The following is a 25178-nucleotide window of genomic DNA, read 5'->3' as shown; positions in this document are numbered from 1 at the left end:
TCTTTTAATGTTCATATGAGCGTCATATAACGTTCATATGAAAACAATACGAAACGCAGGCGTTATCGTTTCGGGTGCCGATGAAGCCATTTCGGCACCGAGAGAGAACCAACTGCTGACCGGGGCAAAGACGCCCTGCTAGATGGGAGCAAATGAACATGGCTTATCGCAAGACCGTCGCCAGCCTCGTGGCTGCGGCCGCCCTCCTGGGCACGTCCTCCGCTTCTTATGCGGCCACTGACATCACCTGGTGGCACGCCATGGGCGGCAAGCTCGGCGAAGTGGTTGTCGAAATTTCCAACGGCTACAACGGATCCCAAGACGCCTGCCAGATCACGCCGGTATTCAAGGGCACCTACGAAGAAACCCTGACCGCCGGTATCGCAGCGTTCCGCGCTGGCGAACAGCCGAACATCCTGCAGGTGTTCGACGCTGGCGCCGCCACCATCATCGGTGCCAAGGGTGCTGTGGTTCCGGTTGAAGACCTGCTCAACGAGAGCGGTGCCGAGTTCAACATCGAAGATTACATCGCCGGTGTCCGTTATTTCTATGCCGACAGCAACGGCAAGATGATCGGCATGCCGTTCAACTCCTCCGCTCCGATCCTCTACATCAACGACGATGCGATGAAGAAGGCCGGTGTCGAAGCTCCGAAGACCTACGAAGAGTTCGAAGCAATCGCTCCGAAGCTGAAGGAAGCCGGTTACGTGCCGCTCGTTCAGTCGCACCTGCCGTGGGAATTCGTCGAGAACTTCAAGTCCCGTCATAACCTGCAGTTCGCAACCAACAACAACGGTTACGACGGCGCAGAAGGCACCGAGCTGGTCTTCGGCGAGCCGATCAAGAACCACTTCAAGGCTGCCAAGAAGTGGCTCGACGAAGGTCTGTTCGGCTACTACGGCACCGGCTGGGGTGACAACCAGACCCCGTTCAACGAAGGTAAAGTGGCTCTGTGGATCGGTTCTTCCGGGTCCTTCGGCGGCATCGCCGACACGGTCGACTTCCCGTTCTCCGCAACCTACCTGCCTTACTGGGAAGCAGTTGAAGGCGCCAACAAGGCTTCCTTCATCGGTGGCGCGGCTCTGTTTGCAATGTCCGGCAAGCCGGCTGAAGAAAACAACTGCGTTGCATCGTTCTTCGAATACCTGACCTCTCCGGAAGTCCAGTACATGTGGCACAAGGAAACCGGTTACGTGCCGGTCACCGAAGCTGCCTATGAGCTGGCCAAGAAGGACGGCCACTACGAGCGCACTCCGGCAGCTGAAGTCGGCATCCAGCAGCTTTCCCTGGAAGGCGGCGAGTGGACCAAGGGCTACCGCATGGGCTTCTACGTCCAGATCCGCGACGTCATGAACCGCGAACTCGGCAAGGTCTTCTCCGGTGAGACCAGCGTTGACGACGCATTCGCGACCATCAAGGCCGACGGCGACAAGCTCCTTGAGCGTTTCGCGAAGACCACCAGCAACTAAGCTCGACTTAGTCGCCAGACCGATAGGGGCGCCTTGCGCCCCTATCGACCTTTGAGCGTGGCTGTATACGCATACCAATTCAGCCGAATATCATGCGTTTATGGCCCGGATCGACCGACATTCAGCCAGAGGGGTCTGGGTGGTCGGATGCCGATCCGCAGCGAAATGAATGAAGCCTCCGGCATTAGATCCAATGCCTGATGTTTCGGGCAGGTCGTCCCACAAGGGGAGGCCGGCGCCAATCGTTCCCGGTGGTCGAGAAACGAAATAATGAAAAAAGTCCAGTTTCAGTCTCCGTGGCTGCCTTACCTGCTGCTTCTGCCGCAGCTCGGCATCGTGACGGTTTTCTTCCTGTGGCCGGCCGCGCAAGCGATCCAGTCCTCCTTCTATCTCGAAGATCCGTTCGGTTTCGGCTCGACCTACGTCGGGCTCGATAATTTCAAGGACATGATCACCTCGACCGACTACGGCCGGGTGGCGCGGTTCACGGCGGTCTTCACCTTCTTCGTAACGTTCCTGTCGCTCGGGCTTGCTCTTCTGCTGGCGGTCAAGGCAGACAAGGTTCTGCGCGGTGCGTCTTCCTACAAGACCCTGCTGATGTGGGTCTATGCGGTTGCGCCGCCCGTCGCCGGCCTGATCGGCGTGCTTCTGTTCGACCAGCATGTCGGCCCCATCGTTGACTTGTTCGCCCTGTTCGGCTGGAAGATGCAGATCGGCGTAAGCTATTTCGACACCAGCTTCGCCATGATCGTCACTGCCGTCTGGAAGCAGATCCCGGTGAACTTCATCTTCTTCCTGTCCGGACTGCAGGGCATTTCCAAATCCGTTCAGGAAGCCGCCAGCATCGACTGCCGGTCCGGCTTCCGGCGTTTCTGGACCGTTACCTTCCCGCTGCTGGCACCCACCGGCTTCTTCCTGCTGATCATCAACATCACCTACGCCTTCTTCGACACGTTCGGCATCATCGACGTCATCGTGAAGAACGAGCCCGGCAACAACCCGGTGACCCTGGTTTACAAGGTCTACCTTGACGGCTTCCGCGGCAACGACCTCGGCGGGTCCTCGGCCCAGTCCGTGATCCTGATGCTGATGGTGTTCATCCTGACAATCATCCAGTTCCGCCTGATCGAGCGGCGCGTGCACTACACATAAGGGAGGCGACGATGAAAAAACTGCAGATCTCGGATCACGTCATTCTTCTTCTCGGCGTCTTCTTCATGGTCACTCCGGTCGTGCTGGCGTTTCTGACCAGCACCCATGATGCGATCACCATCTACAAGGAAGGCATCCAGTTCACGCCGGGTGGCAAGTTCTTCGAGAACTATCAGACGGTCCTGTTCGAGGCCGGTGGCTTCACCAAGGAAGTCGACGGCTTCGTCATGCTCAAGAATTCGATGATCCTCGGCCTTGGCTTTGCCATCGGCAAGATCGTCATCTCCATGCTTGCGGCCTATGCCATCGTCTATTTCCGCTTTCCGATGGCAACCCTCTGCTTCTGGGTGATCTTCGCAACGCTCCTGCTGCCGCTGGAGGTGCGCATTTTGCCGTCTTACGAAATCGTCCAGTCCCTCGGCATGGTGAACACCTATTCCGGCCTGATCGTGCCACTCATCGCTTCGGCAACCGGCACCTTCTTCTTCCGGCAGTTCTTCATGTCGGTACCGGACGAACTTCTGGAAGCCGCCCGCATCGACGGAGCCGGTCCCTGGAAGTTCTTCAAGGACATCCTGGTACCGCTGTCGCAGACCATGATCGCGGCAATCTTCATCATCATGTTCGTCTATGGCTGGAACCAGTACCTCTGGCCGACGCTGATCACCACCGACGAGAGCCTGTTTACCCTGGTTCGCGGCATCAAGCAGATCCTGCAGGTCTGGGTCGGAGCCCAGATCCCGGACTTCAACGAGGCCATGGCACTGGCGATCCTCGCCATCGTGCCGCCGGTGCTCATCGTGGTGATTTTCCAGAGCTGGTTCGTCAAAGGGCTCGTCGAGAGCGACAAGTGAGGTTTTTAGATAAATGGCAACGATAACTCTCGACAAGGTCCGCAAGGTCTACGGCGGCAGTGTGGAAGCGGTCAAAGGCGTTTCCATCGACATCGCGGACGGTGAATTCATCGTCCTGGTCGGCCCGTCCGGCTGCGGCAAGTCCACACTGCTGCGCATGATGGCAGGCCTTGAGGAAATCACCACCGGCGACATCAAGATCGGCGACCGCGTCGTCAACAACGTCGATCCGGCGGATCGCGATATCGCGATGGTGTTCCAGAACTACGCGCTCTATCCGCACATGTCGGTCTACAACAACCTTGCCTACGGCCTCAAAAACCGCGGCATGGCCAAGGACGAGATCGACCGCCGGGTCAAGGAAGCCGCGCGCATCCTGGAAATCGGCGACTACCTGGAGCGCAAGCCGCGGGCACTTTCCGGCGGCCAGCGCCAGCGCGTTGCCATGGGCCGCGCCATCGTGCGCGAACCGGCAGCCTTTCTCTTCGACGAACCGCTGTCCAACCTTGATGCCAAGCTGCGTGTGCAGATGCGCGTCGAGATCAAGCGCCTGCAACGCTCGCTCGGCACCACCAGCGTCTACGTCACCCACGACCAGCTGGAAGCGATGACACTGGCAGACCGTCTCGTGGTTCTGAACGGCGGCAACATCGAGCAGATCGGCGCGCCGATCGATGTCTACGACAAGCCGGCCTCCACCTTTGTAGCCAGCTTCATCGGTTCACCGGCCATGAACCTGCTGAAGGTCAAGGCGGATGGGAACGGTCTTGCTCTTGCAACCGGCACCGGCCTCAAAGGTGCCAATGCAAAGGGCCGTGATGCCTACACCATCGGTATTCGGCCGGAGCATCTCGAAGTGGTGACTGCACCCGGTGAAGGCGAAGGCCTTCATCTGGAAGCCAGCGTCAACGTGCTCGAGCCGGTCGGCGCGGAAAGCTATCTCTATTCCAGCTTTGCCGATGGCGGGGACGAGATCCTGGTTCGCGTGTCGAGCCATGCCCGTCATGAGCCGGGCGAGAAGCTTTATCTGCGGGCGGCTCCGGAAAACGTTCACTACTTTGACGCTGAAACCGGACGGCGGATCGACTGATCAGGAAACGTCAGGCGAGGCGGTTTAACGAGGGCCGCCGGACCAGGACAGAGCCACCCCGGGCAACCGGGGTGGCTTTTTGTTTTTGGCCATTCGAACATCCTCCTGACGGTGCTTGTCAGGAGAGCGGCAGGAGATGTCTGGAACTCCTTCGGAAGCTCTGGCAAACACCTCGAAACCGCTTCAGGGAGAAACCTTTGGAACCCTTCAAGAACAACATTTCACCGGATCTGGTGCGCTGCATCGGCGGCCATGTCGCGCAACATCATGCCGGTTTCGACCGGTTGGGCTTTGAAGCGGATATCCTGGAAGAGCTGGACAGCCTGGAACTCAAGCAGCGTGCCGCCCTGATCGCGAGGCATCTGGATCATCATCTGCCACGGCAGCTGCCTGCCCGCTTTGCCATCCTGCAGGCCATGCTGCATCCGATGACGGAAGTCGCCTTCGACAGGGGCAGCGACGAGCAGGGTATCCGAGGATGGGGCATGATGCCGCTCGGCATGGTCGTCGCGGCAAGTGGCCTGGATGATTTCGAGGCTTCGTTCGTGCTGCTGAAGGAAATGACCAAGCGGGCTACGGCCGAATTCGACGTGCGCCCCTTCCTGGCCAGGGACCAGGACCAGGCACTCGCCATCATGGCGCCCTGGGTGAAGGACGAGAGCGTCCATGTCCGCCGGCTGGTTTCCGAAGGAACCCGGCCGCGCCTGCCGTGGGGCATGCGGCTCCAGGCTCTGGTGGCCGACCCCACACCCACTCTTCCGCTTCTGGAAGCCCTGAAGGACGACCCGGAGGACTATGTTCGCCGGTCCGTCGCCAATCACCTCAATGATATCGCCAAGGACCATCCTGAGTTGGTGGCCGATATCGCGAAACGTTGGCTGAAGGGGGCGGACAGGAACCGTGAAAAACTCGTGCGTCACGCCTGCCGGTCGCTGATCAAGCAGGGCCACACGGAAACGTTGGAAGCCTTCGGGCTCAATCCGCCGGAGATCCGGGTCGAAGGCCCGCAGGTCCTGACGTCAGAGATTGCTTATGGAGACGCCGTCGGCTTCAATATCGAGCTGGTTTCGACCAGCAGTAAAACGCAGGATCTGGTGATCGACTATCTGATCCATTTCAAGAAAGCCAACGGCACGCTGGCGCCCAAGGTGTTCAAATGGACCAAGTTGACACTGGCTCCGGGCGAGCGGCTGACCCTGTCCCGCAGCCACGCTATCCGGCCGATCACAACACGTGTCTACTACGGTGGCAAACAGGCGATCAGCCTCCGGATCAACGGGAAGGATTTCGGATTTTCGGAGTTCGAGCTGGTGATGCCGACGGCAATGAACTGATCACGGTTCAGGAAAGCCGCTTGAGCCTGAGCATCCCCAATATCCCGAATGCAGGACCAATCGCCATCAGGACAAACACGCCGGGCCAGCCGATCAGCTCAGCGCCAAGTGGTGTCAGTTGGACCGTAAAGAAAGTCAGCGCGAAGCCGAGGGCGGTCTGGAAGCTCATCAGGCTGCCGGCCTGGTCAGGCGGAGCGTAGTCGGCGACAAGGGCAGAGAACTGGGCCGAATCCGGCAGGATGGAGGCACCCCAGATGAGGACGCACAGAATTGTCAGCCAGACGGGACCGCCGAAGGTGAGGGCCGAGGCGAGCGCGGCGGTGCCACTGATGACCATGGCGGCAATCGCGATATTCGCCTTGCCGACGCGGTCGGCCATGATCCCCGCGACAACGCAGGCAGCACCACCCGCTGCAATGGTCAAAAACGCGATGAGGCGAGACAGCGGGATCGCGGTTTCTGCGGGCATATGGGCGGAGAAGGAAACGGCAAGGGCAACGCCGATCCAGGCCCACATGGCGTAAAGCTCCCACATGTGGCCGAGATAGCCTGCATAGGCATAGCGGATCTTTGGGTTTGTCCATGCGGTGAAGATGGCCTTCATCTTCATGCGGGGCGCCTTGGCATGGAACGGTCCGAGACCGGCAAAAAGGCACAGCACGCCACCTGCAGCGGACGCAAGAGAGGCAACGCTCAGGCTCCAGCGCCAGTCGGTGCCACCAAGCAAGGCCAGAAGATGAGGGGCGGCGGACCCGAAGGTGAGCGCGCCGACAAGCGTACCGACCAGAAACCCGCGATCCTTCTGGCCCCAGCCGACGGCGATCTTCATGCCGACCGGATAGACGCCAGCCAGCAGGACGCCGGTTGCAAAACGCGCAAGGATTGAAACCGGCCCACCCGGCTCAACCACCAGCAGGCTTGCGTTGAACAGTGCAGCGGTGATCGCGCTGAAAGCGAAGAACCGCCGAGGGTCGATCCTGTCGGCGAGGCCAAGAAAGGCCGACGCGACGGCGCCGAAGACGAAGCCGATCTGGACGGCGCTGGAAAGAGCTGCCTGGGCAAAGTCGGATATGGGAAATTCACGGGTCAGATCGGGCAGGATCGCTGCGGACATGAACCACAGGCTCATGGCGGCGATCTCGGCCAGCATCAGAAGGCCGAGTGATCGCCATTTGCCCGCCATCTCACCCGGCAAGACCCAGTTCCTTCTGCTGCTTCCTGGTCAGCTTGGCCGCGATGATCTTGTGCGCGGCTTCGATATAGGCCTTCAGGTCCGCATCGGACAGTGCGCCTTCTTCTTCCATCTGCACCCATTTGGCACGGGCAAGATAAGGCGCGGGGATCATTCCTTCCTGCTGGGTGAGCAGGGAATAGGAAATATCGGAGCATTTGAAGCTGAACCGTGGAAAATCGCCTTCCCCCCAACCAGAGCAGATGGCGAAGATCTTGCCGCCAACCTTCCAGACCGATGCATTGCCCCATTGGATCACATGCGTGGTTGCCGGAAGCTTTTTGCAGAAGGCGTCAAACTCGTCGCGGGTCATTGTCGTGCTCGTAAAGTCGTGGGACCGGAAACGGTTTCCGTCGGCAGGAGCGGCAGAGTGGCTTTTCCGGCCGGATCACGCAAGCTGCATCGCAATGAAAAAAACGTGTCACACATTCCAGCCCCGCGCTCTCTAACATTACGAGACACCAAGAGACGGAACACGACATGACGGCAATCAGCGTAAAAACGGAAACGGTCCAGGCGGCCCAGGAAGGTGACAGGATTGCTCTGGAACGAGTTCTGGAGGGCGTGCAGGACCAGATCCATCATCTGGCCCGCCGTATTCTGGTCAATCCGGAAGATGCGCGCGAGGCGACACAGGAAATTCTCATCCTGATCCTGACCAAACTTTCAACCTTCAAGGGCGAGAGCCGGTTTTCGACCTGGGTTTACCGCGTGGCCGTTCGCTACCTGGTGAGCGCCAAGAAGGTTCGCGACCGGGATCTCGGACTGACATTCGATGCCTTTGCAGCCGACCTTGAAGACGGCCTGGTGTCGGAACCGCCAAAGGCGCCAGACGATGTGCTGCTGCTGAATGAACTCAGGATTTCCTGCACCATGGCCATGCTGCTTTGTCTGACCATGGACCTGAGACTGGCCTATGTGCTGGGCGATATCCTGGAACTGGAACACGGCGAAGCCTCCAGCATCCTGGAAATTGCTCCCGCGGCCTACCGCAAGCGTTTGTCGCGGGCACGGGAGGAAGTGATGGCGTTTACCTCGCGCCACTGCGGCATCGTTTCGGCAGAGGCGAAATGCAATTGTCCGAAGCGGCTTCCTGCAGCCGTCGCTTCCGGCCGAATTCAACCCGGATCCTATCCCAATTCCGTCGGAGGGGCGCAAACCTATCACGACGCCCGGCGGCAGGTCGCATCGGTGATCGACGGTCTGAAGGCCTTTGAACTTCAGAACGCGGTTCCCCGGCAACGTTGCCCTGAAGACATTCGTGTTCAGCTGACCGAGATCCTGTCCCCCGGCCACTGACGCAACCAGACCCGCCAGTAATCGCACAATGCATCAACCAGCCCGGCAACGGGCGGGACTGGCACCGCCTTGCCGATCGAAAGGAAGACCTCCGTGACCCAGTTGAAACACCTCGCAGCCATGGCAGCCACAGTTGCCGTCGTCACCTTTTCCCAACCCAGCCTCGCAGAAGGAACGAAAGACATGAGCCCGGAACAACAGAACGTCATTACCCTTATCGAAAAAATGACGACCTCCTTTGAAAAGGGAGACATCGATACGGTGATGCAGACCTATGAACCAAGCCAGAGCATTGCTTTCGAGCCCGGAAACCCGGTGTCCGACAGCGCCCTGGCGCGCGAACTGTTTCACCAGTTCCGCTCGGTTTCGCCGAAATTCACCTATTCCGGCCACGAAGTGATCGTGGAAGGCGATCTTGCTGTCCACATCGCACCCTGGACGATGACCGGCACCGATCCGGAAGGAAAACCGGTGGCCGGTGAAGGCCTTTCCATCGCCGTGTTGCGGCGGCAGCCGGATGGCAGCTGGAAGATGGTGATCGACAATCCCTACGGCAGCCGCCTGATCCCGGCCGCGAACTGAGCTGCGTCAGGTAGCCGGTACTGCCGGAGAAACGGTGACACGGGCCCGTACGGCGCAGCCACGATCTGTTGCGCGCTTGCCGGGCGGTTCGCCGCAAGGGGCCTCGGAGATACTCCGGGGCCTCTTCCGTCTGTGGGGGTGACCAAGGCACATCCTCAGGAATTTCATTACGGCCAGCCGGCGTCGTTTACGGGCCAGCCTCTTTCCGAGTTTGAGCAGCCGGACATGTTCCGGGATCTGCTGCGGCCAGAATTCCGCATGATGCGGATAGAGTGATCTGACAGGATCGTCCCAGGCGGGAAGGCGGCTGACACAGTGTTTTTTTCGCAACGGCAAGGAATACGGGATGAGCATCTGCTGCTCCCTTCAATTTTGATTTTGTTGAAGAGGTATTTGCAGATAATCTCACGAGACGCGCCTATTCCCATGTTTTCTAATTGAAAACGAGATTTCAAAAATGAAACGAAATATCGATTGGGAAGATCTTCGACTGTTCCTGGCTGTCGCGAAAGCAGGTGGCCTTGCCGGTGCGGCTGACAAGACCGGCGTCAGTTCCGCAACGCTCGGCCGCCGGGTTGCCGCTCTGGAGAAAAGCCTCGACGTTCGCCTGGTGGAGCGCGAGGCGCGAGGTTACCAGCTGACCGCTGCCGCACATGATCTCCTGCGCTACCTGGAAGACATGGACCAGACCGCCCGCAGCATCGATGCGTGGAAAGAAGGAGAAGGCCTGCGCCGGAGGATCCGGATATCGGCGGGAGACTGGACCGCGCGGCTGCTCATCGACAACCTGTCGTCCTTCTGGACCCCAGACGCGGGCTGGCTGCCGGAAATCCTTGCGGATCTCAGAAACCGGGACATTGCTCGCCGGCAGATCGATATCGGTATCCGCAACAGCCGGCCCAAACAGGCCTGGTTGGCCGGACAGAAGGTTGGAAAGGTCCAATATGCCGCCTATCAGGCTGCAAAGGTTGCAAAGGGTGCGGAGCTTGGTTGGGTCGGGCTGGTGGAAGACGATGCCCATTCGCCGACGGGCCTCTGGCTGAAGGAGAACCATGGCACTGATGCGGTAATCACCGTCAACAAGGCCTCGCTTGCTCTTTCACTCGTACGAAAAGGCAATGCCCGCATGCTGTTGCCGACCTTTGTCGGCGATGCTTATCCCGATCTGATGCGCATCGAAGGCCCGTTCGACACCATGGAAACCGAGCGGTGGCTGGTCATGCATCAGGACGAGCGCCATGTACCAACAGTTCGCCAGGCGGTATCCGCTCTGACGAAGTTCTTGAAACAGAACCCGATTTTGTCTTCATTCTCCTGAATAATTCACAGAACAGTGAAAGCAAAAATGGGTGAAAGCATGGCTCCTTGAATCAATTTTAACGAAGCTCCATATTTAATCATGAAAGGAACCGGTTGGTTCCGGTCCGGATGCCTTGAAAGGGTCCGGGCGCAAGGTCGCTTCGACAAGGACTTTGAGGATGTCACGCATGTCAGCGTTTTCTAGCCCGTTCATGCTCGGGTTCGACGATATCGAGCGCGTGCTCGATCGCGTCTCCAAGGCCGCCAACGACGGTTATCCGCCCTATAACATCGAGAGACTTCCGAAAACAGAAGATCAAGGCGATGTCATTCGGATCACCCTGGCGGTGGCAGGGTTCACACGAGAGCAGCTTGAAGTCTCGGTAGAAGAGAGTCAGCTGGTCATCCGGGGTCGTCAGGTGGACGACAAGACCCGGCAGTATCTGCATCGCGGCATTGCCGCCCGCCAGTTCCAGCGGGCCTTTGTCCTGGCCGAGGGGATCGAGATCCTTGGAGCCGACCTGAAAGATGGGCTTCTGTCCATCGACCTGGCACGCCCGGAACCGGAGCGTGTCATCAGAAAAATAGAAATCTCCAGCGGCGAATGAACGCTCGTCGGCCAACATATGGAGAATGACTGATGCAAAACCCCAATAGCCCGTCATGGGCAGACCGCACGCTACTTTCCGAATTCATGTCGGTCGATGAACTGACCGAACTGGGCACCGGAGATGTCGCCTATATCAAGCCGATCAAGGCCCGGGATCTGAAGGAAATGTTTCCGGATGTCCCGCCATTGCACGACAACATGACGCTTTACGCGCTTCTCAATGCGGACGGTACGCCGATCCTGCTGGCAGACAGCCGCGAAGCTGCCGTTGCCAATGCCTTTGAAGCAGAACTGGAAATGGCGTCTTTGCACTGACGTCAACCAAGGACTGTGAAACGAACGCGACACCGGCCATCTGGCCGGTGTTTTTGTGTTCAGGTCGTATTTCTTCATGCCGGAGCCGGAGCCGGAGATGGTGGTGTCTTTCTGCTTGTTGAACGCATGCGTTGAAAACCGTTGTTCAACCTGGATGCAGCTTGCAGGAAGTGACAGGCATTGTTTCTTTTTCCGGAATTAATGCATGCATTGCACTGCGAATTTGGTTAACCAAGTCGAGAGATTATTCTTTCGTCGTAGAGGCCTCGCCTGCCGGGGCAACAATTATGTGGTGCAATGCCCTCATCGTGGTCGCGTCACAGGTTGCTTGCCCGAAGGAGAGGTGCTCGCAAGATGACACGTGTGGCGTCCGGCCGGCGCAAGCTTCAGGCATTTGCGGGGAACGGAAGGTCCGGCAGTGGGAGATCGTGACATGCGCTGGGGACGGCATAGGGCAACAGGCAACGGTCTTGGAAGTTTCGTATGAAAATCAGCACGATCACCAATTGGGCCTATGGAATTACCGTTCTTCTGACAGGATTGTCCGGAATTGCCTTCATTTTGTCCGTGCAAAGCGCCCAGGATGAGCGGGTTGCGGTCGAACAGCACCTGGCGCTGGATCAGCTGGGTCAGCAGCTCGAAATCGACGCCGAACTGAGAACGGACGAGGCGCGCCTCTACATCATGCGCGGGGACGCCGCGCACCTGCGCGTTTTCGAGACGGTAAACGAAGAAGAACACCAGCTTGAGGAGCAGGCGCGCCATGCCGAGAAGATCGGCGCGAGCGAGGAAGAACTTGCCTTGCTGCTGCAGATCGATGAGCGGATCGATGCCCTGGAGAAGCTGGAACTTGAAGCCCTGGAAGCTTTCCAGACCGGAACCCCGGAGCGCGCGCAGGCGATCCTGTTCGGTGACGAACACTATCGTCTGCATTCCCGGCTTGTGAAGGAAATCGAGACCTTCCGGAACCAGGTCAATGCCCGCACAGGCACGGCGCTGGAACTTGCCAGACAGCGCAGCGATTGGGCTGGCCTGACGGCACGTATAATGCTCGGACTGACCGCAGCTCTATTCATTGCCGTTCTTTACTTCGTGCTTCGTCGGCGTGTCGCGCTGCCGCTTACCCGCATGACAGGTATCGTCAACCGGCTAGCCACCCAGGACTATGCGGTCGAGGTCCCACTCGATGGTCGTCGCGACGAGATCGGCGAGCTGAACGCGGCTATCCATATCTTCCGCGAGAACGGGCTTGAGAGGGAGCGTCTTGATGCGGAGCGCAGACGTGATCTCAAGATGAAGGACCTCATCCTGCAGATGATGCACCGCCTGCAGGCCTGCCAGAAGCTGCATGAGTTGTCCGATGTTGTCAGCCGGTTTGCACCGCAAATCTTCCCGGAGCTTTCCGGAAGCCTTTATGTTCTCAACGAACAGCGGACAGTGCTGAAACAATCCGGAGCGTGGAAGACGCCGCAGCCTTCACGCGCAAGCTTCAATCCCGACGATTGCTGGGGCCTGCGCCGCGGCAGGGCGCATTGCAGTCACAACGGTACCGACGACGTCAACTGCGCTCATCTTGCCGACGCGTCCTCAACTGTCCTGTGTGTTCCGCTGACAGCCCAGGGAGACATCATCGGTCTGTTGAGTTTCAAGGATCTTGCCGGTGACGGCGACGCCATACGGGAGGCACAGCTCTATCTGGAACTGATCGCCGAAAACGTGGCGCTCGCCGTTGCAAATCTACAGCTGCGTGACAGGCTGACCCAGCTTGCAGTGCGCGATGCGCTGACGGGCTTGCTCAATCGACGCTCGCTTGACCAGGACCTGAGCGAGCGGGGGCGTGACAACACGATTGCTCCACTGACCTGCCTGATGATCGACATCGATCATTTCAAGCGCTTCAACGATGAATTCGGCCACGACGCGGGGGACATGGTGATGCAATCCTTTGCCGGCGTCCTGACGGAAACTGTTGGAAATCGTGGCTCGTGCTACCGCTTCGGCGGCGAGGAATTTGCGGTGCTGTTGCCGGCCATTTCTCGGAACGAAGCCATCGAGATTGCCGACCGCATCCGCAAGAAGACAGCAAAGACGACAATGACACACCGGGGCACGGTGCTTGCACCGGTCACAGTCTCCATCGGCATTGCCGCAACGCCAAAGGGCGGGTCTGTTGCAACGCTGCGCACGCGGGCCGACGTTGCCTTGCTGGCGGCAAAGGAAGCCGGGCGGGACCGGACAGTGTATGAAAGCGGCAGGGACCAGCAGCAGGCGACAGGCTGATCGTTCGGTCCCGTGAAGGGGCGGAAGAGACGCTCCGCACATTGGCAAGACCTTCAAAACAAAACGCCCGCAGAAGCAGGACTTCTGCGGACGTTCTTGTGTCGGGCAGCAGGCCGGCGCCTTATCAGGTGAGGGCCGGTTCCCGGGTTTCGGGCTTTGCCTTGGCTGCAGGTTCGCCGCCATCTGCCGGAGGTGTCTTCGGTCGTTCGGACGGTCCGGTGGAGGTGGTCGCAGGTGGCTTGCGCCAGGGCTGGCTCTTGTACCAGCCAGCCACATAGGCAACGGCAATCAGCGCCACGAAACCGAGCAGGTTCGACAGGATCTGCGGAAGCCATTCGCCGCGACCCCAGACCATGTCACGCAGGATGCCCGCCGCCTGGGCAATGACCAGGCTTGCCATGAACACGGGCAGTGACTGCTGTCCGACCTTCTGGACAACGCGTACGAAGCGGCCCCAGATCTCGCCATGTCCAAGCAGGCGTCTGCCGTGCTCGCCCGCAGCAACCCAGGCCAGATAGGCAAGGGCCAGGAAGTGCAGGTAGCGGAACAGGCCGAATTCCGTCTTGATCCAGAGCGGCTTGATGATCTCGCGGATTTCACGGGCCCAGACCAGGTTCAGGTGATTTTCCTGAAAGGCACGGAAGTAGGCGAAGGGAACCGTGGCGACAAGCACCACCGCGCAAAGCACGATCAACGTCTTGTTGACGGGAGGTGCCGGTATCCAGCCGCGCATGAACGCAAAGCCGGTGAAGAACAGCATTTGCCAGGCGAAGGGATTGAAGAACCATTCCCGGTCCGACCAGGGTTCGGCCGGCAGGCTCAGCAGGTCGAACTGGGCGGCCAGCCAGAGGCCGATCGACAACGCGAAAGCGCCCGGCACCGAATAGCGGGCGACAAGCATGATCGCCGGGATCAGCGACAGGATCACCACATACATCGGCAGAATGTCGAAGTAGTTCGGCACCCAGGTCATCGTCAGCAAACCGGGCAGGGCCATCTCGGCGTTGTCATAGAGATGCAGGAGGTTGAGCGAGGCGACATAGTTTTCTTCCAGGCCGCAGCACTCAGCCAGGTAACCGCTGTTCTGAAGCATGACAAGGCCAACGGCGAGGACCAGGAACTGGCCGATATGCGCCCAGTACACCTGCCACATGCGGTGCAGGATGCGCGCTGCCCCCATGCCCCAGCCATGAACGTCGAAGATCTTGCCGAAGGCGAGCGCGGAGGCCATGCCCGAACAGAAGACGAAGATTTCAGTCGCATCGGAAAACCCGAACCGGGCGGGAATCCAGAGCGTCCACCAGTTCCATGGTAGGTGGGCAACGTAGATAATGAACATTCCAAGGCCGCGGAAGAAATCAAGCCGCGGATCGCGTGGGCGTTTCGTTTGTGTGTGAGCGTTCACGTTGGGTCCAGAGATAATTGGTCAGTCGAGTGCCGGCAGTAGGTCAGACCGAGCCGGTAGCCCTGAGTTTTTGGTCTTCCATCACTCGGTGGGCGCGGTGCATTTTGTCGCATATTTCAAGACGTTGTTCGGCGAATCTATCCAGTGCACCGCGTTTGTGCGTCCGGCTGTTGAGCAGCCGTTCCGCATCCTCCGGCATGCCTGCCCGCAGGGCAGCATCGATTGTGATTCGCTCGAAGACATCGCGCTGAGCGTGCGAGCCGCCGACCATGTATAGATTGTCTTTCGCGGAGTCCAGCAGAGCAAATGCGGAGGCATAATTGCCCTTCCGGTACTGTTCCAGGCCGAGACCGGTCGGCAGTCCGGTTTCCGCGGTGATCCGGCCAATATCCGTTTCGGTTTGTGCCCGTTCCTTCAGTCCGGTCAGCAACCGCTCGGCGCCCATGCGGCGGCCACCGTTCAAAAGGGCCAGCAGATAATGCAGGTCGGCGAAGACATTGCAGCCGTCTTCGGCGCGCTTGTCGGACAAAAGCGCCAGCTCGTCCCAGCGAGGGCCGGTATCGACCCCTTCAAGCTCCAGGCGGACAAGCAGCGAGGCGGCATTGGAAATATCGCGGTAGTCGTCGGTCTTGTCCTTGCGGATGTCGGTGTCATAGAGCGCAAGCGCCTTGTCGGCCTGGCCCTGGTCCAGATACATCAACGCCAGATGCCACCAAACGTGATAGCCGAAGTTGTTGCAGTGAGCCCAGCCTTCCGGCTGTGTTTCCAGCCACCCGGCACCTTCTTCGGAGCGGCCGGTCATGTCGTGCACATGGGCGACGGCGTGAAGGCCCCAGGCATCATCGCGGGCAAATTCCAGTCCCCTGCGGCCGGCAGCCTCTGCCAGGCGATAGTCGCCGGTTTCTTCCAGAGAAAACGCCCGGCAGCCAAGCATGTAGCCATAGGCCGGGTGGGTTTCGCCATAGGCCGCATGCACCCGCTCGATCGACTGGCGCATGCCCGTGGCATCGCCCAGCACGAAGCGGATCGCGTGAACCAGTTTCATGATCAGGGCATCTTCGGGAACCGTCACCAGCACGGTATCTAGAAGGTCGGCAGATCTTGTGGGATATCCCTGCAACCAGGACCCGAGGGCGTCGACCACGGCAAGTTCGCGTGCCGTAACCGGCGTATGCTGCGTCGAGGTTCTGGCAATCGCCAGGCATTCCTGAGCCGTAGCGGTCAGTTCCTTTCGGCCAAGCAGCAGGCAGAAAATCCCGCGTGCCGCATGCCCAAGCGCGAAGTCCGGTGCCAGGGCAAGGCATGTCTCGAGATGTTGGGGAGTAGTCCTGCCATGCGCCAGAAAGGCTTTCACGGTCTCGTTCCAGGCGGCCAAGGCTTCCTTGTCCGACAGGGTAAGCTCATATCCGAATTGATCAGTTAGACGCATAACAGGCCTTTTTGTTTCTCATTCCGGTCCTCTGAAACCGGGTCCCGCCAACTGCGGCTGTAAATGGCCGGATGGCTGAATATTCCTATCCAAAATCCGCAGGCGGCACTTGAACTGCAAAACACAAAAAGGTGTTGGCAATGTGTAGGTGAAGAAAAGACACCTTCGTTGCGAAATTAAGGCGGGAAGTGCAAGTCTTCGTATCGGGGTTTTAAAGTCGGATCTGCCCGGGAGCAGGAACACATGGCCTTGGCCGTCGGGAAAACTCAAGCAGCCGTCGTCGCCATTGCGGGTGGCCTACTGGCCATGGTCGCACTTGGGGCCTATGGCGAAGCCGGACCGCGCCAGGCAGTGGCGGTCCTGATCGGCGGTCTCGCAGGCCTGTCGCTCTATCATGCAAGCTTTGGTTTTACGGCCGCCTGGCGGCGGATCGTCACGGAAAAACGCGGCGGGGGGCTCAGGGCGCAGTTCGTGCTCATTCTTCTGACCAGCGCGGTTTCCTTTCCCCTGATTGCCTGGGGACATGCGCTTGGCTGGCCCACGGGCGGCTTCGTCTTTCCCTTCGGGGTGGCGGCTGCCTTCGGTGCGTTCCTGTTCGGTGTCGGCATGCAACTGGGCGGCGGCTGCGGATCCGGCACGCTGTTTACCGCCGGTGGCGGTTCCACCCGCATGATGATTACCCTGGCGTGCTTTGTCCTCGGGTCAGTGGCTGCAACCGCGCATCTGCATCTCTGGGGCCGCTTGCCCAAATTGCCGCCGATGTCCCTCATCCGGGAACTCGGCCCGCATGGCGCTTTTCTTCTGACCGCGCTTGTGCTCGGAGTTCTGGCAATTGCGACCATCATCATAGAGCGGCGCGCTCATGGCGCGATTGCCCAGCCGAAGCCGACAGTTTCGTTTCTCAGCGGTCCCTGGTCCCCCATGCTGGGTGCGGTGATGCTGGCGATCGTCGGCATTGCCACATTCGTGGTGATTGGACGGCCCTGGGGCATCACCTCTGCCTTTGCGCTTTGGGGCGGCAAGCTTTTTCACGCGGCAGGTGTGCCGGTGGACAGCTGGCCCTACTGGACCTGGCAACGCGGAGCCCTGGAAAACCCCGTGCTGCGCGATACGACCTCCGTCATGAACTTCGGCATCATTCTGGGTGCAATGGCGGCAGCGGGCCTCGCCGGACGCTTTGCTCCGGTCTGGCGTCTGAACCGCCGCGACGTGCTGACAGCGATCGCGGGCGGGCTGATGATGGGCTACGGCGCCCGACTGGCGTATGGCTGCAATATCGGTGCTTACCTGGGCGGTCTGGCGTCGGGCTCGCTGCATGGCTGGCTGTGGCTGGTCTTTGGCTTCCTCGGCAGTCTTGCCGGAACCCGCGTGCGCTTGCGGCTTGGCATGGACTGACGACGTCCTGAAGCACACCGCATTGTGACGCGTTCGTGAGGCAGGCCCCGCTAGAGTGCGCGGCATTGCAACATCGCCTGCGGGAGAAAGAAGATGCGTCTGTTTGCCCTGGTTGTCGTCACAAGCCTGTTTGCCGTCGGATTGGCCAGAGCGGACAGCCTGACCGATCGCGAAGGCTGGCAGGTACTGCCCACGACCAAAAGTTACCCTGCGCTGGTGGATGATCTCAAAAGCGCGATCGAGGGAGAAGGCATGCTGCTGGTGACCCAGGCCAGTGCCTCGGACGGCGCAAAGGGCAGGGGAATTACCATTCCCGGCAACCGCATCATTGGCGTCTATCGCAATGATTATGCCGTCCGGATGCTGGAAGCCTCCGTTGCCGCGGGTATCGAAGCACCGATCCGGTTCTATGTCACCGAAAACACCGATGGCACTGCAACGCTTTCCTGGAAAACGCCCGGTTTTGTCTTCGCAACCTACATGGACGAGGGCGGCCCGGCCTTGCAAGAACTTGCAAGGGAACTCGATCAAGTCTTCACCTCTATCGCCGACAAGGCTGTGGCCGCACAGTGACAGTCCTGTGAATTGCGTAATCGATTGGCAACCACGCCTTGTTTTTGGGCTTGTGAAACTGTCTGGGCGACCCCACACTCTTAGTGTGTTCAACAACTGAAAGGAGGTGTGCCCATGTCTAATGAGTATCGGTGCGTGGCCCAAGTGTCTGGGCGGAATCGAACGGTGCTGGAGCAGCCTCTGGTAGTGAGAGATTTCGCTGGGATCTGATCCGGGACTTGTGTCACGTCGATCTCATGGGAGGGCCGCTAGCGCGGCCCTCTTTTGTTTTTGAAGCCTCGTTGGCCTGTTCAGGGCCCTGCCTCGTTCCATGTTTCAGACGGTCATCCCGGACGCAGCGCAGCGGAGAACCGGGATCTTGGGGGCTGGACAGCCGACCAGCGTGCTGACGGAACTCAGATCAGGCCGACAGACTTGCGTACATCCTCGTCGCGCAGCGAGCAATCCACACCCCGGTAGGCATCGCCCGCGGGCGTGCACAGCCAGCAGATGGCTTCACCGACCCAACTGGCCGGAATATGGACTGACGGATCCAGCTGGCTGACCGGGTTCAGTCCGGAGGCCTTGATATCGACCTGCATCTGCGTTGCGACCGTGCCCGGGCTGAGGCCGACGATACGCAGGCCCTTGTCACCGAATTCCTTGTCCGCACAGCGGGTGAGGGAAAGCGCAGCGGCCTTGGAAGCACAGTAATGGCTCCAGCCTTCCAGCGCGCTGACCGCAGCTCCCGAGCTGATGTTGACAACGGTACCGGCGCCCTTGGCCAGCATATGCGGTGCCACGGCGCGCAGGCCGAAGTAGACGCCCTTCACGTTGATATCGATGACCTTGCCCCACTCCGCCGGATCGCTGTCCTCGATCCGGGAGATCGGTTCGATCACGCCGGCATTGTTCACCAGGATGTCGAGGCCGCCATAGGTGTCGATGGCCGTCTGTACTGCCTTGACCACCTCGTCATAGTCCGCGACGTCGCAAACGACTGCCGTCGCATCGCGTCCTTCCGCACGGATTTCACCGGCGATGCGTTCGATATCCGTGCCGGAGCGTGCCGCCAGAAGGACCTTGGCACCATATTTCGCCAGGCTGCGGGCGGCAGCTTCTCCAATGCCTCGGCTCGCGCCCGTCACCAGGGCAACTTGTCCCGACAAATCAAACATGTAACGTTCCCGTTCTGGATGAGCCTTTACGGCCTCTGGACCTGCCTGTATTCGCGGACGTTCGCAAAAACACCGGAATGCAGGCGGGTTCTGAAAAAGGTTCGAGCGTCCTGCATTCGGCGGAATTCAGGATGCTCTGGTTGATCGACAGCGGACATTAGTGCGGTCGGCCGTGAGAATAAACAGCTTGTTTGCAACAGCATCGTGCGGCATCTGCACGAATGATCCAGCCAGCGCACACAGCGTATGCCGGTCAGTTCGCAAGAGAACAGGGGAAGCCGATGGCGGACACGAAGCGGAGTTTGCAGACGATCCTGCGGCAGCTCTATTTTGGCGACACGGTCGGGTCGCGGGCCTTCCGGTACGCGCTTTTGCTGTTCGACCTGGTGACCATCGGTTATTTCATCGTCTCGTCGATGATCGACAAGGACCGCATCCATCATGAGCTGGATTATGCGATCGCCGCGGTTCTTGCGCTCGACTATATTGCACGTCTGATCGCCGAAAGACGGCGGACAAAATACGTCTTCAGCTTCACATCGCTTGCTGACCTTGTGGTGATCGTGTCTCTGGTCGCTCCGGCCTTCTTCGAGAATTTCGCCTTCCTGCGCGTTGTGCGCATGTTGCGGCTGATGCGCTCCTATCACCTGCTGAAGGAGCTGCGCCAGGCGTCGAAGTGGTTCCGCCGCAACGAGGAGATTTTTCAGTCGGGCATCAACCTGATTGTCTTCATTTTTGTCGTGACGGCCCTGGTCTTCGTGGTCGAGAACGACCGCAACGCCAACATCAACAACTATCTCGACGCGCTCTATTTCACCGTAACCACGCTGACGACAACCGGCTTCGGTGACATCACCATGACCGACAGCGTCGGTCGGCTGATGACGGTGGTGATCATGATCTTCGGCGTCGCCCTGTTCCTGCGACTGGTACAGACGATCTTCCGCCCGGCCAAGGTCAATCTGTCGTGCCCCGATTGCGGTCTCAACAGGCACGATCCGGATGCGGTGCACTGCAAGCATTGTGGCCGAATTCTCAATATTCCGACTGAAGGCACATGGGACTAGCCACCTTGCAGGACTGAAGCCCTCTCGCCGATTTGTGAAGACGAACCGCTGGACAAAAGCCGTCCGGGAGCCATCCTTACCGGCGGAGCGGGGCAATGGTTTTTACCGTGCAAGGAGCACTTCATGTCATTGGCGACAGTTACCGGTTTTTCCAGACGCATCGGCCTGCTGGCGGGCGCCGTGGTTCTGGCTCTGGGCGCATTCGGCGCACCATCGCAGGCGGCAGGCACCGCTGCCTGCGGCGAGGAAAAACCCTGCGACGTCACGAACGGCGAATATTTCATCCACCTGCCGGAGAACCGGCCGGCCGACAAGCCTCTGGGTGCAATCTTCTTCCTGCACGGCCATCGCGGCAAGGCGATCAACGAGATCCGCAACCAGAGCTTCCGCAAGATGGCGGATGATCTGGGTGTTGCCTTCGTTGCGGTTCAGGGCATGAACGGCACCTGGTCTTTCCCGACATCGCCGCGCAACCTGCGGAATGAACCGGCGTTCTTCGACAGCGTCCTTCAGGACCTGTCCGACCGCTTCGGCATCGACCGAAGCCGCACTATGCTGTCCGGCTTTTCCTCCGGCGGTTTCATGACCTGGTACATGGCCTGCGAGGACTCCGGCATGTTTGCAGGATATGCGCCGATCGCGGGCGCCTTCTGGGAACCTTTGCCGCAGTCCTGCGTGACGGAGACCCCCTATCTCTTCCACGTGCATGGCACGTCGGACACGGTTGTGCCGCTGGAGGGCCGCTGGCTTGGCGGGGGCAAGTGGAAGCAGGGGGACGTTTTCAAGAGTTTCGACGTCTGGCGCCGCCAGGACGGTCTCTCTGAAACCGCGCCGAAGACCCATACCGAAGGCAACCTCACCTGTGAAACCTGGCAGCCGAAACACGGCTTCCTGGAACTCTGCCTCCACGACGGTGGCCACAGCGTGAGCGCGAACTGGATCAAACGCGCCTGGAACGAGCTTGCCGAGATGAAGGGCTGGACGACCTAGGCAAGAACGAGGCGCGCGCCATGGCCCGGTTGGGGTTCAAGGCATCCTAGGTCAACAAACCATCTCGACGATGGGGAACATCCATTTGATCGGCAGTCCCCTAAATATCGAGCCCTTCGTCACCACGATCCCGGATCTCCGCTCCGCTGCATCCGGGATGACGACATAGAGATTTGCATTCTCACACGTCGCCTGCCCACTCCACTCAAAGGAAACTGGAAAGGGCAAGCCGCAAGTCTCTTGCTCCTCTCTTCTCCGTCATTGCCGGACTTGATCCGGCAATCCATGCCGCTTCCTCACCTCTCGCAAGGCAGTGAGTGGAGGAAGGGACACGGCATGGATGCCATGGTCAAGCCATGGCATGACGAACTGGATGGGGGGCACAAGAGGTGGTTGGATATTCATGGGGTTGGAAACTGACCTGCCGAAAGAAAACCCACTTCGTCGTCACTCCGGGCGAGCACCGCGAGACCCGGGGCCTACTCGGTTCCAGAGCTTCAATTGTCTCGCAACCGCTTCTCCTGGCATTTAGGTGCGTTGATCCCGACACTCCCATTGCCCGGTCTGTGCCATTCCCTACCAGCCAGACGTTCTTTTCCGAACGCCCCTCCTTCCCGTTTTCTAACGAGAAAGTGAGGCGGCTTGTCCGGGGGGCTGCTGCTGGCTTGTTGACGGGCCCATCAGCCTGTGGCCTTTACCGGGAAACGTCATTTTGAAGGTGAGCCTTGTCCCAGCCGTCTCCTGCCGCATCCGGCGCCTTGTCCGGCCTTGTTGTCCTCGACCTTTCCCGCATTCTCGCCGGACCGACCTGCACCCAGATCCTGGGCGATCTCGGCGCGGAGGTGATCAAGATCGAACGGCCGGGCCGGGGGGACGACACACGCGGTTGGGGACCGCCCTTCCTGAAGGATCGTGAGGGCAGGGAAACCAGCGAAAGCGCCTATTACCTTTCCTCCAATCGCAACAAGGCGTCCGTCGCCATTGATCTCGCCAGCCCCGAAGGGCAGCAGCTGATTGCCGATCTGGCGGCAAAGGCCGACATTCTGGTGGAGAACTTCAAGGTCGGTGACCTGAAGCGGCGTGGGCTTGACTATGACACCCTGAAGGTCCGCAACCCGCGCCTGATATACTGTTCCATAACCGGCTTCGGACAGACCGGCCCCTACGCACAGCGGGCAGGATATGATTTCCTGATCCAGGGCATGGGCGGGATCATGTCGCTGACAGGCTTTGCGGATGAGGACGGCGGCACGGAAACCAAATGCGGCGTCGGCATCGCCGATGTCATGTGCGGAATGTATGCGACCGTCTCCATCCTCGCCGCGCTCAACCATCGCAACAGCACCGGAGAAGGTCAGTCCATCGACATTTCGCTGCTGGATGCCCAGGTCTCCTGGTTGATCAACCAGGGTGTGGCCTATCTTACCTCCGGCAAGGTGCCGGGCCGCCTCGGCAACGGCCATCCCACCATCGTTCCCTACGAGACGTTTCCGGCAAGCGATCAGTCATTCATTCTGGCAGTTGGCAATGACAGCCAGTTCGGCAAGTTCTGCAAGGTTGCCGGTGCGCCGGAACTGGCCGAAGATCCGCGTTATGCCAGGAATGCCGACCGGGTGCGCAACCGTGCGGAGCTGGTCCCGAAGATCCGCCGTCTGACAATCGAGAAGGCCGCGGCAGAGTGGATTGCCGAGCTTGAAGCTGAAGGCGTTCCCTGCGGCCCGGTGAACGATCTGGAACAGGTTTTTGCCGATCCGCAGGTGCTGGCACGCCAGATGCGGATCACCCTGCCGCATCCGCTTGGCGGCGAAGTCGATCTGATCGGCTCGCCCATCAACCTGGAAAAGACGCCGGTTGAATACCGCAGCGCGCCGCCGCTTGTGGGAGCGGATACTGCGGATGTTCTGACCCGTCTGCTCGGACTTGGTACAGACACCCTTTCCGATCTTGCCGGCAGAGGCATTCTCGACCTCGGCCCAACCCCGCCAGACACGGCGACTGAAGGACACAGCAGCAAATGACCACCGGTGCGGATATCATCGCAGGCAAACTTCACGCGGCAGGCTGCCGTCACGCCTTCGGCATTCCGGGCGGCGAGGTGCTTGCCCTCATGCAGGCGCTGGACGAGGCGGGCCTCAACTTCGTGCTGGTGAAGCACGAGAACGCGGGTGGCTTCATGGCCGAAGGCGGCTGGCATGCCGACGGCGCGCCAGGCGTGCTTCTGGCAACGCTCGGGCCGGGGGCGGCCAATGCGGTCAACGTCGTTGCCAATGCCTGGCAGGACCGGGTGCCGCTGATCTTCCTCACCGGGTGTGTCGACCAGGGAGAGGCGGAAAGCTACACTCACCAAGTGTTCGATCATCAACAGTTGCTGCGTCCCATCGTCAAGGCCAGCTTCTCCGCTCGCCTGGGCGCTCTTGACGTGATGATGGAAAAGGCGCTGGCCATTGCGCTCGACGGCCAGCCAGGTCCGGTGCACATCGACGTACCGATCCGAGTTGCCGAGGGGGACACACAGGAAGCCTGGAGCCGTGTGTTCCAGTCTTCACCGGTCGCAACCGCACCGGTGCCCGGCCCGGATCTCGACACTGCGCTGGACCTTTTCAGAAAGGCCGAACGACCGATTGCGATCGCTGGTGTCGATGCCGTCAACGAGGCAGCTTCGGCTGCAATTTCCGAATTCTGCGAAGCGTTTCAAATTCCCCTTGTCACCAGCTACAAGGGCAAGGGCCTGCTCGACGAAAACAATCCGCTTGCCCTTGGCGGAGCCGGCCTCTCACCCAAGGCCGATGGCCTGCTGCTGCCACTCATCAACAAGAGCGACTGCATTCTGCTGCTCGGCTACGACCCCATCGAGATGCGCATCAACTGGCGCAATCCGTGGGATGCCGACGCGCCTGTGGTCGACATCACCCCGGTGCTGCGCACCCATGGCATGCACAGTGTACGGTCAACGCTGCGCAGCGCAGTGCAGCCGGCGCTTGATCTATTGGGCGCCGCGCGCCAGCCGGCAAAGCCCTCCTGGCCGGAAGGCGAACCTGCCGCCGTCCGGGCCGAGCTGGACAAGGCCTTCGCACCCGAAGCGTCCGGCTGGGGCCCGGGCACGGTCTTCCACACGCTGCGCGCGGCTTTGCCGGCCGATACGGTGGCAACCGCCGACAGCGGTGCTCACCGTATTCTTGTCAGCCAGATCTGGCGCTGTCCGATGCCTCGTCAGATGCTGCAGTCTTCCGCGCTCTGCACCATGGGCTGCGCCGTGCCGCTGGCTATGGGCCATCGCGTGGTTGAAGGGGCGTCCCCTGTGATTGCCTTTGTTGGCGACGCAGGTCTGGAAATGTGCCTCGGTGAACTTTCCACCCTGCGTGACCTCAAGATCCCCGTCATTATCTGCGTGCTGGTCGACACAAGCCTGTCGCTGATCGAGTTGAAACAGCGCTCCAGCCAGCGCCCGAATGTGGGTGTGGATTTCGGCGAAACGGATTTCCCGGCCGTCGCCAGAGCCTATGGCGGCCACGGGGTGTGGGTGGAGGACGCAGAGACTTTGCACCGTGAGGCCGAGGACGCGCTCACCCGCGAAGGTTTCACGCTGCTGGCTTGCCGGATTGAGCGGCGGGCATATGACGGGACGTTTTAGAGAGGGTTAGACCCAG

General features: G+C 59.9%; 22 protein-coding genes. 17 read left to right on the top strand and 5 right to left on the bottom strand.

Annotated elements, in window-relative coordinates; all coding sequences use genetic code 11:
• Positions 1–158: 158 nt before the first annotated feature.
• The 5 genes from FIV05_RS02905 to FIV05_RS02885 all read left to right on the top strand — a co-directional run bounded on the left by FIV05_RS02905 (position 159) and on the right by FIV05_RS02885 (position 5899).
• Positions 159–1469 (top strand): extracellular solute-binding protein, encoded by a 1311-nt coding sequence (locus FIV05_RS02905; protein WP_031268865.1) that lies wholly within the window; start codon positions 159–161, stop codon positions 1467–1469.
• 270 nt (positions 1470–1739) lie between these two features.
• Positions 1740–2621 (top strand): ABC transporter permease subunit, encoded by an 882-nt coding sequence (locus tag FIV05_RS02900; protein WP_055657334.1) that lies wholly within the window; start codon positions 1740–1742, stop codon positions 2619–2621.
• 11 nt (positions 2622–2632) lie between these two features.
• A complete protein-coding gene (gene ugpE, locus FIV05_RS02895) occupies positions 2633–3475 on the top strand; it encodes a sn-glycerol-3-phosphate ABC transporter permease UgpE (RefSeq protein ID WP_022999630.1) in 843 nt (280 codons plus the stop codon).
• A gap of 13 nt (positions 3476–3488) precedes the next feature.
• Positions 3489–4565: a sn-glycerol-3-phosphate import ATP-binding protein UgpC gene (locus tag FIV05_RS02890; protein WP_022999631.1), complete on the top strand. Its 1077-nt coding sequence runs from the start codon at positions 3489–3491 to the stop codon at positions 4563–4565.
• A 197-nt stretch (positions 4566–4762) separates the two neighbouring features.
• The gene (locus tag FIV05_RS02885) at positions 4763–5899 is read left to right on the top strand and encodes a DNA alkylation repair protein (RefSeq protein WP_152508611.1); all 1137 of its coding nucleotides are present in this window, start codon (positions 4763–4765) and stop codon (positions 5897–5899) included.
• Between the two features lie 7 nt (positions 5900–5906).
• Here the strand turns inward: FIV05_RS02885 and FIV05_RS02880 are convergent, their stop codons facing one another.
• Together FIV05_RS02880 and FIV05_RS02875 are read right to left on the bottom strand one after the other, a co-directional pair.
• Positions 5907–7094, bottom strand: coding sequence for an MFS transporter (locus FIV05_RS02880; protein ID WP_209009842.1), 1188 nt, complete (start codon positions 7092–7094; stop codon positions 5907–5909).
• Positions 7084–7443 (bottom strand): MmcQ/YjbR family DNA-binding protein, encoded by a 360-nt coding sequence (locus FIV05_RS02875; protein WP_055657337.1) that lies wholly within the window; start codon positions 7441–7443, stop codon positions 7084–7086. Before FIV05_RS02875 ends, FIV05_RS02880 begins: the two co-directional genes overlap by 11 nt.
• Before the next feature lie 167 nt (positions 7444–7610).
• On the opposite strand from FIV05_RS02875, the gene FIV05_RS02870 reads away from it, so the two are divergent.
• The 6 genes from FIV05_RS02870 (at position 7611) to FIV05_RS02845 (ending at position 13515) form a co-directional block, all read left to right on the top strand.
• Positions 7611–8429 carry an RNA polymerase sigma factor gene (locus FIV05_RS02870; protein WP_152508610.1) on the top strand — a complete coding sequence of 273 codons (819 nt, stop codon included), beginning with the start codon at positions 7611–7613 and terminating at the stop codon, positions 8427–8429.
• Between the two features lie 93 nt (positions 8430–8522).
• Entirely contained in the window at positions 8523–9011 is a 489-nt protein-coding gene (locus FIV05_RS02865) for a DUF4440 domain-containing protein (protein WP_152508609.1), read from the top strand.
• A 457-nt stretch (positions 9012–9468) separates the two neighbouring features.
• Positions 9469–10329: a LysR family transcriptional regulator gene (locus tag FIV05_RS02860; RefSeq protein WP_152508608.1), complete on the top strand. Its 861-nt coding sequence runs from the start codon at positions 9469–9471 to the stop codon at positions 10327–10329.
• 160 nt (positions 10330–10489) lie between these two features.
• The gene (locus tag FIV05_RS02855; RefSeq protein WP_006934007.1) at positions 10490–10918 is read left to right on the top strand and encodes an Hsp20 family protein; all 429 of its coding nucleotides are present in this window, start codon (positions 10490–10492) and stop codon (positions 10916–10918) included.
• A 32-nt stretch (positions 10919–10950) separates the two neighbouring features.
• Positions 10951–11235 carry a DUF1150 domain-containing protein gene (locus FIV05_RS02850; protein ID WP_031268868.1) on the top strand — a complete coding sequence of 95 codons (285 nt, stop codon included), beginning with the start codon at positions 10951–10953 and terminating at the stop codon, positions 11233–11235.
• Between the two features lie 483 nt (positions 11236–11718).
• Positions 11719–13515 (top strand): diguanylate cyclase, encoded by a 1797-nt coding sequence (locus FIV05_RS02845; protein ID WP_152508607.1) that lies wholly within the window; start codon positions 11719–11721, stop codon positions 13513–13515.
• Positions 13516–13639: 124 nt separating this feature from the next.
• On the opposite strand, the gene FIV05_RS02840 is transcribed toward FIV05_RS02845, so the two are convergent.
• Together FIV05_RS02840 and FIV05_RS02835 are read right to left on the bottom strand one after the other, a co-directional pair.
• Positions 13640–14854: an OpgC domain-containing protein gene (locus tag FIV05_RS02840; protein ID WP_152508606.1), complete on the bottom strand. Its 1215-nt coding sequence runs from the start codon at positions 14852–14854 to the stop codon at positions 13640–13642.
• 109 nt (positions 14855–14963) lie between these two features.
• Positions 14964–16349, bottom strand: coding sequence for a tetratricopeptide repeat protein (locus FIV05_RS02835; protein ID WP_152508605.1), 1386 nt, complete (start codon positions 16347–16349; stop codon positions 14964–14966).
• Between the two features lie 243 nt (positions 16350–16592).
• Between FIV05_RS02835 and FIV05_RS02830 the strand changes: the two genes are divergently transcribed.
• On the top strand, positions 16593–17744 hold the full coding sequence (locus FIV05_RS02830; protein WP_152508604.1) for a YeeE/YedE family protein: 1152 nt from the start codon (positions 16593–16595) through the stop codon (positions 17742–17744).
• 93 nt (positions 17745–17837) lie between these two features.
• Positions 17838–18317, top strand: a complete 480-nt coding sequence (locus FIV05_RS02825) for a DUF302 domain-containing protein (protein ID WP_152508603.1) — start codon at positions 17838–17840, stop codon at positions 18315–18317.
• Between the two features lie 395 nt (positions 18318–18712).
• Here the strand turns inward: FIV05_RS02825 and FIV05_RS02820 are convergent, their stop codons facing one another.
• On the bottom strand, positions 18713–19474 hold the full coding sequence (locus tag FIV05_RS02820) for an SDR family oxidoreductase (protein ID WP_152508602.1): 762 nt from the start codon (positions 19472–19474) through the stop codon (positions 18713–18715).
• 281 nt (positions 19475–19755) lie between these two features.
• On the opposite strand from FIV05_RS02820, the gene FIV05_RS02815 reads away from it, so the two are divergent.
• The 4 genes from FIV05_RS02815 to FIV05_RS02800 all read left to right on the top strand — a co-directional run bounded on the left by FIV05_RS02815 (position 19756) and on the right by FIV05_RS02800 (position 25162).
• Positions 19756–20541: an ion channel gene (locus tag FIV05_RS02815; protein ID WP_152508601.1), complete on the top strand. Its 786-nt coding sequence runs from the start codon at positions 19756–19758 to the stop codon at positions 20539–20541.
• A 123-nt stretch (positions 20542–20664) separates the two neighbouring features.
• On the top strand, positions 20665–21531 hold the full coding sequence (locus tag FIV05_RS02810; RefSeq protein ID WP_209009839.1) for a hypothetical protein: 867 nt from the start codon (positions 20665–20667) through the stop codon (positions 21529–21531).
• Between the two features lie 725 nt (positions 21532–22256).
• Positions 22257–23549, top strand: coding sequence for a CoA transferase (locus FIV05_RS02805; protein WP_152508600.1), 1293 nt, complete (start codon positions 22257–22259; stop codon positions 23547–23549).
• On the top strand, positions 23546–25162 hold the full coding sequence (locus FIV05_RS02800) for a thiamine pyrophosphate-binding protein (RefSeq protein ID WP_152508599.1): 1617 nt from the start codon (positions 23546–23548) through the stop codon (positions 25160–25162). Before FIV05_RS02805 ends, FIV05_RS02800 begins: the two co-directional genes overlap by 4 nt.
• Positions 25163–25178 lie beyond the last annotated feature (16 nt).

This window comes from Labrenzia sp. THAF191a, assembly GCF_009363335.1.
In the GTDB taxonomy this organism is placed as follows: Bacteria; Pseudomonadota; Alphaproteobacteria; order Rhizobiales; family Stappiaceae; genus Roseibium; species Roseibium algicola.
This window is presented reverse-complemented; position numbering and strand designations above follow the sequence as displayed.

Coding starts and splice junctions, on each gene's coding strand:
- FIV05_RS02890 (WP_022999631.1), top strand. CDS start 3,489: ATGGCAACGATAACTCTCGACAAGGTCCGCAAGGTCTACGGCGGCAGT.
- ugpE (WP_022999630.1), top strand. CDS start 2,633: ATGAAAAAACTGCAGATCTCGGATCACGTCATTCTTCTTCTCGGCGTC.
- FIV05_RS02870 (WP_152508610.1), top strand. CDS start 7,611: ATGACGGCAATCAGCGTAAAAACGGAAACGGTCCAGGCGGCCCAGGAA.
- FIV05_RS02850 (WP_031268868.1), top strand. CDS start 10,951: ATGCAAAACCCCAATAGCCCGTCATGGGCAGACCGCACGCTACTTTCC.
- FIV05_RS02825 (WP_152508603.1), top strand. CDS start 17,838: ATGCGTCTGTTTGCCCTGGTTGTCGTCACAAGCCTGTTTGCCGTCGGA.
- FIV05_RS02820 (WP_152508602.1), bottom strand. CDS start 19,474: ATGTTTGATTTGTCGGGACAAGTTGCCCTGGTGACGGGCGCGAGCCGA.
- FIV05_RS02840 (WP_152508606.1), bottom strand. CDS start 14,854: ATGTTCATTATCTACGTTGCCCACCTACCATGGAACTGGTGGACGCTC.
- FIV05_RS02800 (WP_152508599.1), top strand. CDS start 23,546: ATGACCACCGGTGCGGATATCATCGCAGGCAAACTTCACGCGGCAGGC.
- FIV05_RS02905 (WP_031268865.1), top strand. CDS start 159: ATGGCTTATCGCAAGACCGTCGCCAGCCTCGTGGCTGCGGCCGCCCTC.
- FIV05_RS02845 (WP_152508607.1), top strand. CDS start 11,719: ATGAAAATCAGCACGATCACCAATTGGGCCTATGGAATTACCGTTCTT.
- FIV05_RS02830 (WP_152508604.1), top strand. CDS start 16,593: ATGGCCTTGGCCGTCGGGAAAACTCAAGCAGCCGTCGTCGCCATTGCG.
- FIV05_RS02835 (WP_152508605.1), bottom strand. CDS start 16,349: ATGCGTCTAACTGATCAATTCGGATATGAGCTTACCCTGTCGGACAAG.
- FIV05_RS02855 (WP_006934007.1), top strand. CDS start 10,490: ATGTCACGCATGTCAGCGTTTTCTAGCCCGTTCATGCTCGGGTTCGAC.
- FIV05_RS02815 (WP_152508601.1), top strand. CDS start 19,756: ATGGCGGACACGAAGCGGAGTTTGCAGACGATCCTGCGGCAGCTCTAT.
- FIV05_RS02860 (WP_152508608.1), top strand. CDS start 9,469: ATGAAACGAAATATCGATTGGGAAGATCTTCGACTGTTCCTGGCTGTC.
- FIV05_RS02875 (WP_055657337.1), bottom strand. CDS start 7,443: ATGACCCGCGACGAGTTTGACGCCTTCTGCAAAAAGCTTCCGGCAACC.
- FIV05_RS02810 (WP_209009839.1), top strand. CDS start 20,665: ATGTCATTGGCGACAGTTACCGGTTTTTCCAGACGCATCGGCCTGCTG.
- FIV05_RS02900 (WP_055657334.1), top strand. CDS start 1,740: ATGAAAAAAGTCCAGTTTCAGTCTCCGTGGCTGCCTTACCTGCTGCTT.